Below are 15,727 nucleotides of genomic sequence, written 5' to 3' on the forward strand. Positions count from 1 at the left end.
TACGACACAAATGTAGAAAAAGTTTCATTTAGACTGCTCGGGAATCAGATAGAAACAACTGCCATCTGGCTGACGCGCTTCACTACCGACCTGAAAATGGTGTGTCGTCGCAAGTGCAGCAGCAATCGACAATCCGAGTCCACTTCCTGAACGATCGCGTGCTGCATCAAGTCGGTAAAACCGGTCAAATAACCGGGTACGTTCTTCGTTCGTTAGAGATGTTCCTCGATCAAGAACAGCGAGTCGCTCCTTGCGCAGATGCAATTCAGGAGAAGTGGCATATTTCAGGGCGTTATCGATATAAATCGTCAAGATGCGTAGCACCGCTTCGCGATTCGCCAGGATTGTTCCAGAGGCATCAACAGGGATGATCGTCCCTGTCGCGTGATACATCCGATCAGCGAGTTCGCTCCCAAGCTCGGCTAAGTCAATCTCTTCGACAGACGTTTCTTCATAACCGAGACGAGACAGTTCGAGCATGGGCTCGATCAAGGTCGTCCGCATCGCATGCGTCTCCTGTAAGATATTTTCAATCGATTCATCAAGGACGTCCGGCTTCGTTTTGCCCCATCGCTTCAATAATTGCGCATACCCTTCGATGACGGTCAGCGGTGTCTTCATCTCATGCGAGACATCGGCGACGAACTGCCGTTGTTGTTCCATCGTCTGATCGACACGCCCAATCATCTGATTGAAGACATGACCGAGGCGACCGATCTCATCATCGCGTTCGGTCTGCACAGTCTCAAGCGTTCCAGAAGACGAGATCCGTTGCATCGTATCATTCAGTTGCCTGAGCGGGCGAAGCGTCTGATATGCAATCCAGAAGCTACTGATGAACGCGATGACGATTCCGACGACCAACACGATGGTGAAGGTCAAGATGAGTGTCGAGACCGTATCATCGACGCTTTCATCTTCGAATAAATAGGCTTGATCCTGATAGACGATACCGAACCAATCGCCAGACTTGAAAGGTTCGTTCGAGCGCGGGATACCAGGGAGGTCACTTGCTCGTACGTCTCCGTTAACGGTAGAAGAGTTGTCATCCTCTTTATCGTTTGAAATGACCCATCGTCCATCTTCGTTCGATAAGACGACGGAATCTTCATGAAGCGTCAGTAATGCCCGGACCGATGAATCATCCTCCATCAATTCCTCTGCCTGTTCAAGCTGCGTATAACGGGATTCAATCAAATGATTGCGGACGACGAAGGTCACGACGATGAACGAAAGTAACAATAAGAGTGTCGTGAAGGCGGTGACGGATAAAGCAAGTTTCGTTCGAAGCTTCATGACGTCGCCTCCCGTAGCACATACCCCACTCCACGAACGGTCTGAATCAAAGCAGGAGGGTGGGCATCGACTTTTTTCCGAAGATAACGAATGTAGACGTCGACGATATTCGTCTCGCCGAAGTAATCGTACCCCCAGACGCGATTTAGGATTTGTTCGCGTGTCAGGACATGTTCCTTGTTTTCGAGTAAATACGTCAGGAGTTCGAACTCACGTGGTGTCAAATCGAGTCGCAATTCATCGCGAAATGCTTCGTGTCGATCAAGGTCGAGTACAAGATCAGCGAACTGTAACGTGCGCGATGCGTTATTCGTTGAAGCCGGAGTGCGGAGTAACGCCCGGATCCGGGCAAGGAGTTCCTCCATCTCGAACGGTTTCGTCACATAATCATTCGCACCAAGATCGAGTCCTGCGACTTTATCGTAAACTTCTCCACGTGCTGTTAGCATAATGACGGGGACATGAATGCCTTTTCCGCGGAGCCTGCGCAACACCTCGAAGCCGCTCAGCTCCGGCATCATCACGTCGAGTAAGACGAGATCAACCGAATGCTCAGCGGCAGCGAGACCATCTTTTCCGTTAGAGGCGACACGTGTCGCGTACCCGGCATATTGGAGTTCGAGTTCAAGGAGGCGTGCGATTTTCGCATCGTCCTCAACGATTAAGATGGTGGTTGGCATAAACATCCTCCTTTAATGATCATTCATCGATTTCTGTTACTTCGTCTGACGCGTTCAACTCAAGTTTGACGGAACCACCGACGCGGACGTCATCATCTTGTTCCATGTTTGATGCACGAGAGTATGACTTTTGTGCACCGTTTTGTTCGATGATGATCTCTTGATTCGTTATTTTAGCGAGCGTGCCGCGGACTTCTTGCTCCCGTGCATCGTCACGGTCTTCGTCGCGTGTAGCATTACGATCCTCGTCGTCATCGTCACGGTCGATTTCACGGACTTGACCGTCCGCATTCAATTCGATTTTTACGATATCCCCAGATTTCGCAGCGTCGCGTTCCGCACGATCCGCAATCGCGTAGACCGTCTCTTGTCCATCTTGTTCGAGTGTCAATTCACTTTGTGATAGGGCACGAAGGATGCCGTATCGTTCATTCGCATCATCCGATGAATCATCTGAGCGATTGCCATCGTCCTCTCGGTCATTCCGATCATCTTGATCTTCTCGCTCAAGTTCCGTGATTTGCTGATTCGCATTCAGATCGATTTTGACCCAATCGCCTTCTTGCACGGCTTCGCGTTCGACTGACGAAGCAAAGTCATACGTCTGAGTGTCACCGTTGACGTCAATCGTCATCGAACGATCCGATACTTTTTGCAATGTGCCTTCGATTTCTTGATCGTCACGCATCGAAGCAGGAAGCTTTTGTTCGACTTGGCGCGAAGCAGCTTCGACTTTTTGCTCTGCCTGCTGTGAAGTGGTGACCGTCGAGTTGACGAGAGAGTGTCCTGGACCTGTGAAGAGAAGAAACGCTCCGGCTCCTGTTAAGACTGTACCCGTTACGGCAAGTGTAGCGATTCCTTTTTTGAAACGTTTATTCCCTTTATCTGTTCGTTTTTCAGTCATGATGATGTCCTCCTTTAGTAGTGGCTGTTGTTCTTATACATAGAATAACCAGACCATGTGAAAGGAAGCTGAGGAACAGATTAGAATTTGATGAGAATTAGATTGTTTTGATGACTCGGGCTGGATTTCCACCGACGACGCTGTTTGCCGGTACATCCTTGACGACGACACTACCTGAGGCGATGACAGCATTATCTCCGATCGTCACACCGGGATTGATGACCGCACGTCCACCGATCCAGACATTATTTCCGATGACGACCGGTTTTCCGAATTCATAACCGCTGTTGCGCTCGACAGGATCGAGTGGATGGGTCGCAGTATAGATATGTACTCCTGGAGCAAGCATGCAGTTGTCACCAATCGTAATCGGGCAAATATCGAGCAAGACACAGTCATAATTGGCATAAAAGCGAGCCCCTAATGTGATGTTATAGCCATAATCACATTTAAAGGTCGGTTCAATGTAAAAGTCGGCTTGCTCCGTCTGGAATAATTGTTGAAGAAGTGCTTTCCGTTTAGTCCCATCATGAACACTCAATTGATTGAACTCATAACAGAGCGATTGTGCTCGGATACGGTCAGCTACGAGTTCCGGATCTTGTGCTAAGTAGAGTTCCCCTTGAATCATCTTTTCTTTTTCAGTCATCTGATTCACTCCTTCATCGTTAATACTTTCATTAGACTAAATGGTACCCGGTGATGCAACTGATATCCCGTTAAGATATACGTAAAGGGGGCTGACTCAAAAAAGAGTGACTCGTCTTTTCACGCCCTTTCCTCAGGCGAGACACAAGCCAGCTTTCCTGCTTTCTTCAGCAGGAAAGCGGGTCTTGTTTGTCTCTGACAGCGCAAAAATGCGCTTTTTCCTGTAGGAGTCGCGTGTAACGAGCACTTCTTTTTTTACGAGAAAAGGGTGGCAGATTATCATTCTGCCACCCTGGTCTTTGTAGAAACTGACTTTTGAGTCATTCCCGTCAAATGCAATTCTTATGCTAATTCGATTCCGCCTGTGACACCATAGATTTGCGCTGTAACATAGCTCGCAGCGTCTGAAGCGAGGAAAACATACACATCCGACAGTTCGACCGGTTGACCACTGCGCTTCAGTGGTGTTTCCTGTCCGAACTCTGGAATGTTCTCGCTTGGCTGACCGCCCGAGATTTGAAGTGGTGTCCAAATCGGACCAGGTGCGACGGAGTTGACACGGATTCCTTTTGGCGCGACTTGTTTAGCGAGTCCGCGCGTGAACCCGTTGATGGCAAACTTCGTCGATGCATAATCCAAGAGGTTCGCGCTTGGGTTGTATCCTTGAACGGATGTCGTCGTGATGATCGAAGCCCCTTCTTTTAAGAGTGGCAAGGCTGCTTTGACGACCCAGAAAAGGGAGAAGACATTGATTTCGTATGTCTTACGTAATTGCTCCGTTGACAGGTCGAGAATATCTTCGACAGCTTGTTGTTTACCAGCGACAAGTGCCAAAATGTCGAGCCCGCCGAGCGATTTGTGTGCTTCTTTGACGAGTTGTCCACAGAACGATTCATCACTTAAATCACCAGGTAAGAGATATGCTTTTTGTCCCGCTGCTTCAACGAGTGCTTTGACCTCTTCAGCATCCTGTTGTTCTTCTGGTAAGTAGTTGAGCACGATGTCAGCCCCTTCACGAGCGTAGGCGATTGCTGCTGCTCGGCCGATGCCGGAGTCGCCACCCGTAATCAGTGCTTTTTTGCCGATCAATTTGCCAGAGCCTTTATAACTCTCTTCGCCACAATCGGGAACAGGTTCCATTTTTGCTTGAACCGCTGGTGCGTCCTGATATTGTTTTGGGAAATCGTCATTGAAGTATTGGGTTAACGGATTTTTCGATGCAGCCATGTAAACATTCCTCCTGAAAGTTGGTTTTGGTATAGGGTGTATGTTCCCTCAACAGGTCGGATTAAACGTTTCTGATGATAGTAAATTTGGAAATTGATGGTTTACACTAGAAAAAAAGGAGTGTGAAGAAGATGATTACTGGACTGTATGAAGCTCATTTACCGGTCAAAGAACTTGAACGATCGATTGTCTTTTACGAAAAATTAGGTCTAGCATGTGCGTTCCGAAATGAACGCGTCGCTTTCTTTTGGATCGAGCATGGCAAGAGTTGGTTAGGTTTATGGAGAGCTGGTCAAGCCGAGTTACCGTATCATCCATCGATTCGACATGTGGCGTTTCGGATGGAGCAAGAAAATATCGATAAAGCACAGGACTGGTTAAAGGAGAGAGGGATTGAAGTCCGATCCGCCTTTGGTGTAGCGGCAGCCGATCAACCGCTTGTTCTCGATAACCATCCACATGCGCACGCGGCGATCTACTTCGAGGATCCAGATGGCAATTCGCTCGAATTGATTGCACCGTTACGCTTTGATATGGAAACAGTGAATGGCACGATGCCGTATCAAGACTGGCAACATCTATTTGAGACTGAATCGGAGAAAAAGACGATATAACTGGTGTCTTCAGTCTAAAACGGGGCTGACTCAAAAGTCAGTCTCTACAAAGATAAGTGTGGCAGAATGATGATCTGCCATCCTTATCTCGTAACAAAAAGAATGACGCGTCACACGCCACTCCTACAGGAACAAGCGCATTTATGCGCTGTCAGAGACGAACAAGACCCGCTTTCCTGCTTCAACGAAGCAGGAAAACTGGCTTGTGTCTCGCCTGAGGAAAGGGCGTGAAAAGACGCGTCATTCTTTTTTTAAGTCAGCCTCATTTGATTGATCGTGTAATGCGCTTAGACACGAGCGGATTGACGCTCATTCATCGCTTGCAGAGCTGCTTGATTCAGCAAGTTCCACGGTTTGTTGTAGTGCGGTTGGAAGAAGAAGTCGACGAAAGCGAGCTCTTCAAGTGTCATATCATTTTGAATCGCGACTGACAGTGTGTTCATCGCTTGTGTCAAATCCACTTTTGAGATGATTTGTGCACCGACGACACGATGGGTTGCTGTCTCGAAGACGAGCTTCAATTGGACGTCTTCTGCTGTTGGCATGAACTCTGGGCGATACGCATCTGTGACTGTCGTGCTACTCACTTCGAGTCCGAACAAGGGTGCCGCTTCTTCTGTCAAACCAGTCGACGCGATGTTCAAATCATATAGGCGAAGACCAGATGTGCCTTGTGTTCCTTGGTAACGAATCTTTGGTGCGCGTAAGTTTTTACCGATTAATGTTCCCATCCGGACAGCATTCGTTGCGAGTGGAATATAGGCATGTGTCCGAGCTGGATTGTAATAGACGGCACAGCTGTCACCAGCAGCAAAGATGTTCGGGTTGCTTGTCCGCATATAATCGTCAACGATGATGGCACCGTTCGGTAGCATGTCGACCTGTCCTTTTAAGAGTTCCGTACTTGGGCGGAAACCGACACAGAGAATGACGAGGTCCGTTTCAAACGTTCCTTTGTCTGTGACGACGTGTGTCACGGCGCCGTTTTCCCCTTTGAAGCTTTGGACGGTTTGTCCGAGTTCGAGGCGAATACCACGGTCTGTCAATTCACGTTCGATGACGTCAGTGAACGAGCGGTCGAGGTATTTGTTGAGAATGCGATCCGCACTATCGATGAACGTGACGTCTTTTCCGTATGCTTCAAACGCTTCGACGAGTTCAGCACCGATATACCCTGCACCAACGACTGTGATCCGCTCTGCATCTGTCGCTTTTTCAATGATTGTTTGAGCGTGGTGATAGTTTTTACAGAGCTCGATCTGATTCAATTCGATGCCGGGAAGCATCGGAATGATTGGCCATGATCCAGTCGTCATGATGAGTTTATCGTACGTATCGTGAACGACTTCACCAGTCATGAGGTTTTTCGCAACGATCGTTTGGCGTTCACTATCGATTTCAAGTACATCATGTTTCAGACGCATCTCAGCGCCGAGTTCAGCGAGTTCACTTGGTGATGAGTAGAAAAGCGATTCCGCATGTTTGACGACACCACCGACGTGAAGCGCGATTCCACAAGAGAGAAACGATACATTGTCATTCCGCTCATAAACGGTGATCTCGACGTCTTGTTGTGAAGCGAGTTCTTTGACTGCTGCTGTTCCTGCGTGTGTACATCCGATGACTGCTACTTTCATGGGTAAAGTCTCCTTTGTGTTTTGTTTGTGATAAATATCACATTCATTTGATATACTTAGTGTAATCCTTCACAAGGTCGTTTTCAAGTAGTTTGTTCAACATTGAGCATAATCTTGTCTAAATTGTGAATGAGTGAGCAAAAGTGTTTGGATTATGTGAAGAATGCGTAAAACTGTTTTAGTTACTGAAATTCGGGTTATAATGAAAATAGATTTTTAATGAAGGGGTGGAAACCGATGGATACCGAGAGGACCAATCATCTATTCAGCTTACCTGATTTTTAGCAGTACCGGTCATAACGAACAGACGGTAATGGCTTATAAAAATCAGGGAGAGCGAAAATAGATGAATACCCAAACGGGACGTATAAAACCTCTCCCACGATGTAAACGGGAGAGGACAATAAAACATGAAACGAATCGCAACCATCTTAACCGGGACGCTGATCATGGCGTTCGGTTACTACACATTGAATGAACAGTTCGGATTAGCAGAAGGCGGCTTTATCGGATTATCGTTGCTCGGTCGATACTTTTTTGATATCAATCCTTCGATCTCAATGATCGTGCTCGATATTCCATTTTTCATCGGTGCCTTGTACTTCAAAGGGAAACGTTTCGTCAGCGAAGCGTTACTCTCAGCAGGTGCGTTATCAGTCTTTTATGAGATGTGGCACCGACTCGATTTGTTCCACTTTCCAGAACAGGCTTGGCCAGCGACGCTCATCGCAGCGATCGCTAGCGGAATCGTGACCGGATATGGTCTCGGACTTGTTTTGAAAAGTGGAGCGGCAACAGGTGGAGACGATTTGCTATCGATGGGACTCAGCAAACTGACAGGTCTATCGATCGGAACGATCTTGTTCGGACTCGATGCCATCGTGTTAGTGATCTCACTCGTCTATCTGCCGCTCAGCTTAACGTTATATACGTTACTGGCTGTAGCGATCGCTGGACGTGTCGTGGCTGTCATGACACGGGAGCCTGTCATCGTACCGGCACCTGTCGTACAAAAAGTCACGCAGTGAGACAGATGAATGTCTAACAAAATCATGTATCGGATTCGACACCGTCGAGTCCGATTTTTCAGGTTCATGGATTAGAAAAACGAAAGGAGAAGGATGAGATGATTCGACAAGCACATGCTTCTGAAGCGCAACAGATTGCCCCGTTGATTGAGCAGGCGATTCATGAGATTGCTGAGACACTGACGGGAACGACAAAGCGGGAGGAAGTTTTAGAGAGACTCGCGTACTTCGTCGCTGAAACAGGAAATCGACTGAGCCATGAGAACATCCTCGTGAAAATCATCGAGGGTGAAGTAGCAGGTATCGTCATTGCATATGCCGGGACGGATGCGAAACGACTCGACGAACCGATCAAAGCACAACTGAAACGTTGGACGGGTCAAGATATCCAGATCGATGTCGAGACGGAAGGACCGGTCTATTACTTGGATACTTTATCGGTTGACGCGCGTCATGGTGGAAAAGGAATTGGAACAGAACTATTGCAGGCAGCAGCGGAAGAAGGGGAAAAACGAGGACTACAAGCGTTCACCTTAAACGCTGATCAAACGAACGCCGGGGCACAGCGACTGTATCGTCGTCTCGGCTTCGAACCAGTCCGGACGATTGAAATCAGCGGCGGTACCTTTGATTATATGGAACGTCGTTACGATACGCAGCAATGAAAAAAACCATGTCGATTTCCACGGTGTCATTCGGGAATCGACATGGTTTTTCGTATACATGTAGTCGTGCCGTCAAGGCGTTAGTTGATACAGCATCGCTTGCGCGTCTTCCGGTTCGTATCGGGTATCACTCGTGAAGCGAACGATTTGTTTGACGTTTGGTCGCACGCCTTGAGCGTGGAGGCGCTCGAGCAATCGACCAGTCACGTAACTCTGGTCGGATTTTGGTTCTGCGTTCCATTTACTGATCGATCCGATCGGAACGATCGCGGCATCCGGTCGTTCGGACTGGAATTGGCGAGCTTCCTCGTCGGTAAAGACTGTCGCGCCGATTGGAAGAGTCGCTACGTAACGCGCTAGTTCAATCGTCGCCGGAGGACGCGTGGCTTGCTCGTTTAACGCGAGGCTACCGATCGTCAACTGAATGACTAAAAACGGCAGATACATCCGCAACGGAAGCTGACGGATCAACCAGATGAGTAGCAATAGGACAAGCGGTAAGACATGACGGGGTTTATCGATGTTTTGTCCGAGCCAGACCCAGACGAAATAGAGTCCAGCCGTCGCTCCCCAAGCGACATTGACCGCCCAACGTTTTCGTAAAAACAGCATCAGTCCTGACACTAGTCCGATCCACGTGCCATAGCCGATCCCATGCCAGAAGAGTTGCTGAAGCGTCTGAACAAATCGTTGAACGATAGAAGCATCATCGGTCTGAGCAGAACCACCCCAATCGGAAAAATGACCGCTGACGAAGCGGAGTGATAATTGAAGAAACGAATAGGGTCCACCGACAGAAAAAGCGACCGGGAGCAACCAAGCAAGCTGTGCCAGAACAAGAAGGGCGCACTCGGATATGAGTTGCCAGTAATCCTTTCGTACCTGCCACAGCAGGACAAGCAACATGAAACCAAACGGCGCGTAGGATAGGCGAGTCGCCATCAGTAAACCGAACAGAAGATACGGAAGCCAGCGACGAATCTGATGCCGTGCGCGTTCGATGCTCCAGCCGTACCAGACGAGTAGTCCGAGGGCGAGCCCATCCGACATCCCTGTCGCAGCGAACGTCACGAGTGAGGCAGTGGAGAGAACGGTAAAGGCAGCGATCAGCCGAGCCGTATCATAGGCATGACGGCGAAAGAGCGAGTAAAGTGGCAAGAGCGCACTTGCCAGTCCTAGTGTAGAGACGAGTCCGAGCGCTTTGACAGGTATCATCAGCGGCAGAAACAGGTTGGCAAATAAGATGAAAAAGGGATAACCCGGAAAGTGCGGACGTAAATCAGCCAGATCATAATCGGTCACAGCTAACGTGAAGTTCGCAATATCGTAGCTCGCGATGAAGGGACTGACGTAACTGATCCGTAAACCAATCCAGCCACCGATGAATAGCAACGTGATCCAAAAAAGCGATCGTCCACGCGGACGTGAACGATCGCTTCGGACGGTCAAGAAACCTCCTGTAAGGACTTTGATGACTTCGATGGTTTGTTTTGACGGAGCAACATCCAACCGGCAAAGGCGAAGTAGCCCCACCAAGCGACGACTTGTTCGAGCGAGGGGTTATGGCTGTATCCGAACATCGCACCCATGAACGTTCCGATCTGTCCACTGATCAATGTTGAGTTTCCTGTATCACGCAAGTATTGCACCTGATCGATGTAGTGCTCCGGCATGAAGCCGACGATGTTATATACAGCAGCTGGTGTGCCGTCAGCATTCATCAAGAGACTACCGAGCAAACCAAGATCTTGGAAGCGTCCAATCGTTTGGACGAGCATGCCGGCTGCGATAAATAGAATGAGTACGCCCGTTACTTGGAAGAAGCGTTTGACGGGAATCTTCATTGAACCGGAAACGAATAAGTATCCGAAAATCAAGGCGAGTAACAGACCGGAAACCGCACCGTAACTCGTCAGTACTTTTTCGATTTCCCCACCTGAGATGGCAGCGAAGAAGAAGACGGTCTCAATTCCTTCTCGAACGATGACGAGGAAGGAGTGGATGATCATCGTGATGGCACTACCCGTCGAGACGGCAGCGGCGACCTTCGCTTGGGAGGCTTTTTGATTCTCTTTCGCTTCCTTCCCCATCCAGAGGACCATGTGTGTCAAGAGCAGGACGGAGACCATCATGATGCCGAGACGGAGATACGTATCGCTTCCGAAGCTCGCAAAACTCGTAAAGACGACTTGGAACAGGAACGCGACACCAAGGCTAGCGAGAAGTGCCAACCCCACACCTGCGTAGACCCACTTTTTATATTGTGGAGCGTTCAATCGATCGAGATAACCCAAGATCAACCCAACGATGAGAACAGCCTCGAGACACTCCCGAAGCGTAATCAAAAACGCTTGAAAATCCATCTGTCTTCCTCCTTATGAGCGGCGTTTCTTCTTCCATTGACCAATGACGACGATGACGATGAGTACGATGACGAGTCCGAGCGCAATCAATTTCCAAATCGCGTCCGTTCCGAACGTTTGACCGAGGAAGGAGTCTTCTTCCGTGAAGACGCCTGTTTTTTCTTCACCCGGCAGGACGAAGAGGGGAGTCAACGTATCTTCGATCATCGTAATGTTTTCTTTGAAGGATTCTTCATCACTCGCTTTTTTCCCGACCCCAAACAGACCAGGGTTTCCGAGTGCCTTTAATGATTCATCAAATGCAGTATACACGTCATCGGATGTTTGTGCATCCTTGCTTTCCTTGACGTAAGGTGCGAGCACATCGTATGTCCCGCGGGCTTTCGCGAGTAAGAGTTTCGCTTGACCGAAGTCCTCGAACTGCTCTTCAGCAAAGTGCAGGCGACGTTCGATATTTTGACGGAGAGCGACGCGGTACGCTTGTTTGGCAGCCTCTGCATCTTCTTGTTCGAGAGCCGTGTCGATCTTCGCTTTCGCTTCAGGGAAATACAGTTTGAATTCTTTATCATAGGCGGCAAGCGTCTCTTTCGCAAGCGCGTAATCCTTAGCATCGAGTTGTTCTTCAAATTGTTTATAGGCTTCCGCAAAAGCTTCCTTTCCTGGGTCTCCGTAACTATAAGCGGAAACCGTGGAAGTGCTCACGAACAGTGAGAGCAGGAGGAGCGGTAGCAAAAGAAGGCGTTTCATCCGAGGTGCTCCTTTCGTTCCATGCGTTCTTCAACGCTAAGCTGTGTGATTGGTCGTCGCCACTCCCGGTAAATCGCTGGGAGGACACGTTGGACATAATTCAGACGGATAAAAGACTTTCCTGCTTCCCGGACCCGATAACGGATCGGGACTTCGTGAAGGCGGAAGCCTTTTCGGACGAGATTGAGGGTCAATACTTGGGCATAGTTATAATCGTGAATGATCTCAGCATGGTGACACGCTGCGCGTGAAAAAGCACGCATCCCGCTTTGACCATCATGGATTTTACGTTTCAATAAAAGGCATTGCAACCACGTGAAGACATGATTGCCGATATAGCGATAGAGCCGCATCCCGTCGACGGTACCGAGGAAGCGGGAACCGAATACGTAGTCGGCCTGATCGTGTAAGATCGGTCGGACGATATCTGGAATTTGATCGGCAGGATATTCGTTATCCGCATCAATCATGACAGCAACATCAGCGCCGAGTTCGTAGGACTGGCGGAGTCCTTCCCGGACTGCAGCGCCGAGTCCTTGATTTTGTTCGAACCGATAGACATGTGCGCCGTGTTGACGCGCAATCGTACTCGTCGCATCCACTGAGCCGTCGTCGATGACGAGGGTCTCGACTGGAATGCCGTCAATCATGTCCGGAATTCGTTTTAAGACGAGCGGGAGCGACACTTCCTCATTGTGGGCCGGTAAAAAGACGATGATCTTCATTTAGACTTCGCCTCCTTGAACGCTTCTGTCAACAGCACACCACGGCTATCGTGCGGGATGTCTGCCCCTAGGACTTTTGTGATCGTCGGTCCGAGTGACAAGATATGGCGGTGCGTATCCACTTTCAGACCGGCATGAACGTTCTTACCATACATCCAGAACGGAACGAACCGTTCGCCTTCATCCAAGTGACCGTGTCCACCGATTCCGTCCGCTTGACCGTGATCTGCCATGACGATGAGTGTCGCATCCTCGAGTTTACCGAGACGATCGAGCTCCTCACAAAATTCAGCGAGTAATGCATCCGCTTCTTCGATTTTTTGAACATACTCGGAATAGAGGGTGCCCCGACTGTGTCCTGTTTGATCCGTTCCGATCAACTGAATCGCGAGCAGATCCGGATCCTCTTCATGGACGATTTGTTTGGCACGTTCTATGATATTTCGATCCGCGACATCGTTATGCATGACCGCCGTGACGGTCCGTACATCGGTTGAACCGAACGCATCGACAAGGTGCGCGATGCCAAGAATTTTTCCTGATTTATTGACGGCACGGAGACGATCGAAGACAGTATCCGTTTTAACACCGATCGTATTCCAGACCATGTTCGAATGAATGCCGTGATCTTCTGGGCTAGCACCCGTGAACATCGAACTGAAGCAGACGACGGTCCGGGCAGGGTAGACAGTCTCCATATTCGTATATTCCGTTCCTTCCTGACGCAATCGTTCGAGGAACGGCGTGTTTGCTGCCATGTAGCGATCTTTACGCATCCCGTCGACAATCAGAACATAGACTTTTTCTGAAGTCGGAAGATCGGCATCTGCCGTCATTGCCTCGGGCAACTTCGGTTTCCAGTCGAACAGGTAGTGATGTAGGATCCATGCAAAGACGAATAGACCAATTGGGAACCAGACGAACGTCATGTCGAGTGTCGATGCGTCACCTGCCGTCCACCAGTACATGAGCAACAGAGCAACCTTAGGCAGTTGCTCCTGCGCGTTACCACTTGTCGAATCACTATTCTTCAGAACGAGTTTCCAAAAACGCGTGAAGTTCGTCCAGCGCGTTCCGATCCGGAGATGATAATAGATCGTTCCCCAGAAAAAAATCGTAAAGAAGAAATAGAGACCTGCGCCATAGGCGAACAAAGGTAAGTAATCTGCATTCGTACCCCGAAGGAACAGCCAAACGATGACCGGGATCCAAAGGTAATTTCGTAAAAATAACGGAAAGTCATAACGCCAAAGCAAGATAAATAAAGGAAGCGTCACGATGAAACCAAGACCAGCTTCTGCGAGTGGCATCTGCGTCCATAAGGCGTACGTCAAGAAGACGCCGATCGTAAAAATGGGTGTGAAGGGTTTTCCTTCATTGAGTAAGTTCCAGGCGCGTGCTGCGACTTTTTCAAAGCGAGAAGCACTTTTCATCGTCTTCCTCCTTTCCAATCAGTGTATTTGAGCTGACGAACCAACAACCGAAGCGTAGCCGGATGCCGAATGAAAACATACAGTGGGATAAGAAAAGCAAAGGCATATTTAAAGAAGTGCGTCATCAAGGCAACGTCGTACGCATGAGCAACACCGGCTTGGCGTAACACTGTACCCATCGCGAGTTCATACGTCCCGAGTCCACCCGGCGTGAATTGAATCACACCAGACAGGACACCGGCACTCATCGCAATCAATGTCGTCGGGAAGGACACATCGATACCTGCTCCGTGCAAGAGGAGGAAGACGGCGAGTGCCTCGACGGCCCAAGCGAGCGTTCCGAACAGGACGAGCGATGGGAGATGCGGGACATGTCGACGTAACACGAGCAATAACGCGGTCGCAAGGAGCGCGACGAGCAAGACGATCGGGTGAAACAACCAACCAATCAAAATGAAGGTACACAGAACGATCAAGTCAATACTTCGTTGTAAGACGAAAATCGCGCTCGTCTGTTTCCAGGGACTTCCGACGGCTCTTGCTGTCACGAGTCGGATCATCTCTCCGAGTTTGACCGGTGAGAGGTGATTGATCGTCAGTCCGAGATACAGGCTCGACAGGTATACAGCAGTCGGTGCACGTTTTGCATCGGTGCGGCGCCAGGCGACCGCGCGTAAATAAAAGGCGATTGCATACGTCAAGGTCGCAAGGATCGTCCACGGACTCTTGAATAAAGCCTCAATGTACCGATAAGAGACCGGTAACTCCAAGAAAAAACGGAGCAGTAAAAAGATGACAAGCCCGGTAAGCGTCAGGTACAGAAACGTTCGAATCAGCGGTTTTGATGCCACGCGATCACCTGCTCCAGTCCAAGATCGATCTCGATTGACGGTTGGTAACCGAAGGCTTCCTGTGCCGCCGTCGTATCACTCCATGTCATCGTCACGTCCCCGCGTCGTGCAGTTTGAGTCTTCACAGGCACATTAAACCGTTGACCGATCCGTTCAGCTAGCGTGCGGACGGAGACTGGCTGATTCGCACCGAGGTTATACGTCCCGACTGCACGAGTCAGCAACGCCTGTTCCATTCCGCGGGTGATGTCATCGATATACGTGAAGTCACGGATTGGATCACCGAAGACGGTGAGTGTCTCTCCGCGTAATGCCTGTTCGATGAATCGAAACAGCGCCATATCAGGACGACCTGATGGACCATAGACTGTAAAGAAGCGAAACAGCGTCACATTTACATCATATAAATGAGCATAAGCATGACAAAAGCTTTCAGCGCTATACTTCGCTGCCGCGTAAGGACTGGCGACATGTCCCGTTGCCTGTTCCTCTTTGAGCGGACCCGTCTGCTCCCCGTAAACGGAAGACGAAGACGCGAAAAAGACATGCGGCATGCCATGTCTTTTTGCGGCTTCTAACAAGGTCACCGTCATATCGATGTCCTCACGAATATAGTGATGCGGTTCTTCGAGCGAATGCGGAACACCTGGAAGAGCTGCGAGATGGAAGACGGCGTCGAACGATGTCTTCATCCAGGCGTCGAGATCGTGATGAACGTCACCCGTCGTAACGGTAACGCCGGCACGTCTTAGTTCATCTGCTCGTTCTTCTTTTAACTGGACATCATAGTAGTCCGTGAAAGCATCAAGGACATGGACGGTATGGTGTTGCTGGAGCCGGAGGGCGAGGGCGGCGCCAATGAAGCCGGCACCTCCTGTGATTCCGATATTCATCTTATCCCTCCATTTC

16 protein-coding genes are annotated in these 15,727 nt (G+C 49.5%); 3 read left to right on the forward strand and 13 right to left on the reverse strand.

Annotation, left to right across the window (positions count from 1 at the left end):
- Positions 1-24 precede the first annotated feature (24 nt).
- The 5 genes from KNQ18_RS14195 to KNQ18_RS14215 all read right to left on the reverse strand — a co-directional run bounded on the left by KNQ18_RS14195 (position 25) and on the right by KNQ18_RS14215 (position 4,755).
- Positions 25-1,296, reverse strand: coding sequence for a HAMP domain-containing sensor histidine kinase (locus tag KNQ18_RS14195; RefSeq protein WP_149427992.1), 1,272 nt, complete (start codon positions 1,294-1,296; stop codon positions 25-27).
- A complete protein-coding gene (locus tag KNQ18_RS14200) occupies positions 1,293-1,976 on the reverse strand; it encodes a response regulator transcription factor (RefSeq protein ID WP_214772252.1) in 684 nt (227 codons plus the stop codon). The genes KNQ18_RS14195 and KNQ18_RS14200 overlap by 4 nt, the downstream gene beginning before the upstream one ends.
- 19 nt (positions 1,977-1,995) lie before the next feature.
- Positions 1,996-2,880 (reverse strand): hypothetical protein, encoded by an 885-nt coding sequence (locus KNQ18_RS14205; protein WP_251133431.1) that lies wholly within the window; start codon positions 2,878-2,880, stop codon positions 1,996-1,998.
- A 97-nt stretch (positions 2,881-2,977) separates the two neighbouring features.
- Positions 2,978-3,529 carry a maltose acetyltransferase domain-containing protein gene (locus KNQ18_RS14210; protein ID WP_035395634.1) on the reverse strand — a complete coding sequence of 184 codons (552 nt, stop codon included), beginning with the start codon at positions 3,527-3,529 and terminating at the stop codon, positions 2,978-2,980.
- Positions 3,530-3,870: 341 nt separating this feature from the next.
- The gene (locus tag KNQ18_RS14215) at positions 3,871-4,755 is read right to left on the reverse strand and encodes an SDR family oxidoreductase (RefSeq protein ID WP_214772250.1); all 885 of its coding nucleotides are present in this window, start codon (positions 4,753-4,755) and stop codon (positions 3,871-3,873) included.
- Between the two features lie 131 nt (positions 4,756-4,886).
- Between KNQ18_RS14215 and KNQ18_RS14220 the strand changes: the two genes are divergently transcribed.
- On the forward strand, positions 4,887-5,369 hold the full coding sequence (locus KNQ18_RS14220; RefSeq protein ID WP_214772248.1) for a VOC family protein: 483 nt from the start codon (positions 4,887-4,889) through the stop codon (positions 5,367-5,369).
- 287 nt (positions 5,370-5,656) lie between these two features.
- Here KNQ18_RS14220 and KNQ18_RS14225 read toward each other — a convergent pair whose 3' ends face one another.
- Positions 5,657-7,006: an FAD-dependent oxidoreductase gene (locus tag KNQ18_RS14225; RefSeq protein ID WP_058713917.1), complete on the reverse strand. Its 1,350-nt coding sequence runs from the start codon at positions 7,004-7,006 to the stop codon at positions 5,657-5,659.
- Between the two features lie 410 nt (positions 7,007-7,416).
- Here KNQ18_RS14225 and KNQ18_RS14230 point away from each other — a divergent pair, with 410 nt between their 5' ends.
- Positions 7,417-8,034 (forward strand): YitT family protein, encoded by a 618-nt coding sequence (locus KNQ18_RS14230; RefSeq protein WP_064300662.1) that lies wholly within the window; start codon positions 7,417-7,419, stop codon positions 8,032-8,034.
- 98 nt (positions 8,035-8,132) lie between these two features.
- Complete coding sequence (locus tag KNQ18_RS14235) at positions 8,133-8,699, forward strand: GNAT family N-acetyltransferase (protein WP_064300661.1); 567 nt, start codon at positions 8,133-8,135, stop codon at positions 8,697-8,699.
- A 72-nt stretch (positions 8,700-8,771) separates the two neighbouring features.
- Here the strand turns inward: KNQ18_RS14235 and KNQ18_RS14240 are convergent, their stop codons facing one another.
- Genes KNQ18_RS14240 through KNQ18_RS14270 form a run of 7 tightly spaced genes read right to left on the reverse strand, consistent with a single transcriptional unit; the run spans position 8,772 to position 15,711 of the window.
- The gene (locus KNQ18_RS14240) at positions 8,772-10,148 is read right to left on the reverse strand and encodes a hypothetical protein (RefSeq protein ID WP_214772393.1); all 1,377 of its coding nucleotides are present in this window, start codon (positions 10,146-10,148) and stop codon (positions 8,772-8,774) included.
- On the reverse strand, positions 10,145-11,062 hold the full coding sequence (locus KNQ18_RS14245) for an FTR1 family iron permease (RefSeq protein ID WP_029342865.1): 918 nt from the start codon (positions 11,060-11,062) through the stop codon (positions 10,145-10,147). The genes KNQ18_RS14240 and KNQ18_RS14245 overlap by 4 nt, the downstream gene beginning before the upstream one ends.
- A 12-nt stretch (positions 11,063-11,074) precedes the next feature.
- Positions 11,075-11,809, reverse strand: a complete 735-nt coding sequence (locus tag KNQ18_RS14250) for a hypothetical protein (RefSeq protein ID WP_023469650.1) — start codon at positions 11,807-11,809, stop codon at positions 11,075-11,077.
- A complete protein-coding gene (locus tag KNQ18_RS14255) occupies positions 11,806-12,534 on the reverse strand; it encodes a glycosyltransferase family 2 protein (protein ID WP_050678465.1) in 729 nt (242 codons plus the stop codon). Before KNQ18_RS14255 ends, KNQ18_RS14250 begins: the two co-directional genes overlap by 4 nt.
- Positions 12,531-13,967: an alkaline phosphatase family protein gene (locus tag KNQ18_RS14260; protein ID WP_215085225.1), complete on the reverse strand. Its 1,437-nt coding sequence runs from the start codon at positions 13,965-13,967 to the stop codon at positions 12,531-12,533. The genes KNQ18_RS14255 and KNQ18_RS14260 overlap by 4 nt, the downstream gene beginning before the upstream one ends.
- On the reverse strand, positions 13,964-14,818 hold the full coding sequence (locus KNQ18_RS14265; protein WP_215085227.1) for a lysylphosphatidylglycerol synthase transmembrane domain-containing protein: 855 nt from the start codon (positions 14,816-14,818) through the stop codon (positions 13,964-13,966). The genes KNQ18_RS14260 and KNQ18_RS14265 overlap by 4 nt, the downstream gene beginning before the upstream one ends.
- Positions 14,800-15,711: an NAD-dependent epimerase/dehydratase family protein gene (locus tag KNQ18_RS14270; RefSeq protein WP_215085229.1), complete on the reverse strand. Its 912-nt coding sequence runs from the start codon at positions 15,709-15,711 to the stop codon at positions 14,800-14,802. The genes KNQ18_RS14265 and KNQ18_RS14270 overlap by 19 nt, the downstream gene beginning before the upstream one ends.
- Between the last annotated feature and the right edge of the window lie 16 nt (positions 15,712-15,727).

The sequence above is a fragment of the Exiguobacterium sp. s78 genome (genome assembly GCF_018618985.1).
GTDB lineage: Bacteria > Bacillota > Bacilli > Exiguobacteriales > Exiguobacteriaceae > Exiguobacterium_A > Exiguobacterium_A abrahamii.

What these genes read in the sequence shown, in the direction of transcription:
- KNQ18_RS14230 (WP_064300662.1), top strand. Translation starts at nt 7,417, where the DNA reads ATGAAACGAATCGCAACCATCTTAACCGGGACGCTGATCATGGCGTTC.
- KNQ18_RS14255 (WP_050678465.1), bottom strand. Translation starts at nt 12,534, where the DNA reads ATGAAGATCATCGTCTTTTTACCGGCCCACAATGAGGAAGTGTCGCTC.
- KNQ18_RS14220 (WP_214772248.1), top strand. Translation starts at nt 4,887, where the DNA reads ATGATTACTGGACTGTATGAAGCTCATTTACCGGTCAAAGAACTTGAA.
- KNQ18_RS14195 (WP_149427992.1), bottom strand. Translation starts at nt 1,296, where the DNA reads ATGAAGCTTCGAACGAAACTTGCTTTATCCGTCACCGCCTTCACGACA.
- KNQ18_RS14225 (WP_058713917.1), bottom strand. Translation starts at nt 7,006, where the DNA reads ATGAAAGTAGCAGTCATCGGATGTACACACGCAGGAACAGCAGCAGTC.
- KNQ18_RS14210 (WP_035395634.1), bottom strand. Translation starts at nt 3,529, where the DNA reads ATGACTGAAAAAGAAAAGATGATTCAAGGGGAACTCTACTTAGCACAA.
- KNQ18_RS14260 (WP_215085225.1), bottom strand. Translation starts at nt 13,967, where the DNA reads ATGAAAAGTGCTTCTCGCTTTGAAAAAGTCGCAGCACGCGCCTGGAAC.
- KNQ18_RS14235 (WP_064300661.1), top strand. Translation starts at nt 8,133, where the DNA reads ATGATTCGACAAGCACATGCTTCTGAAGCGCAACAGATTGCCCCGTTG.
- KNQ18_RS14205 (WP_251133431.1), bottom strand. Translation starts at nt 2,880, where the DNA reads ATGACTGAAAAACGAACAGATAAAGGGAATAAACGTTTCAAAAAAGGA.
- KNQ18_RS14270 (WP_215085229.1), bottom strand. Translation starts at nt 15,711, where the DNA reads ATGAATATCGGAATCACAGGAGGTGCCGGCTTCATTGGCGCCGCCCTC.
- KNQ18_RS14215 (WP_214772250.1), bottom strand. Translation starts at nt 4,755, where the DNA reads ATGGCTGCATCGAAAAATCCGTTAACCCAATACTTCAATGACGATTTC.
- KNQ18_RS14200 (WP_214772252.1), bottom strand. Translation starts at nt 1,976, where the DNA reads ATGCCAACCACCATCTTAATCGTTGAGGACGATGCGAAAATCGCACGC.
- KNQ18_RS14245 (WP_029342865.1), bottom strand. Translation starts at nt 11,062, where the DNA reads ATGGATTTTCAAGCGTTTTTGATTACGCTTCGGGAGTGTCTCGAGGCT.
- KNQ18_RS14250 (WP_023469650.1), bottom strand. Translation starts at nt 11,809, where the DNA reads ATGAAACGCCTTCTTTTGCTACCGCTCCTCCTGCTCTCACTGTTCGTG.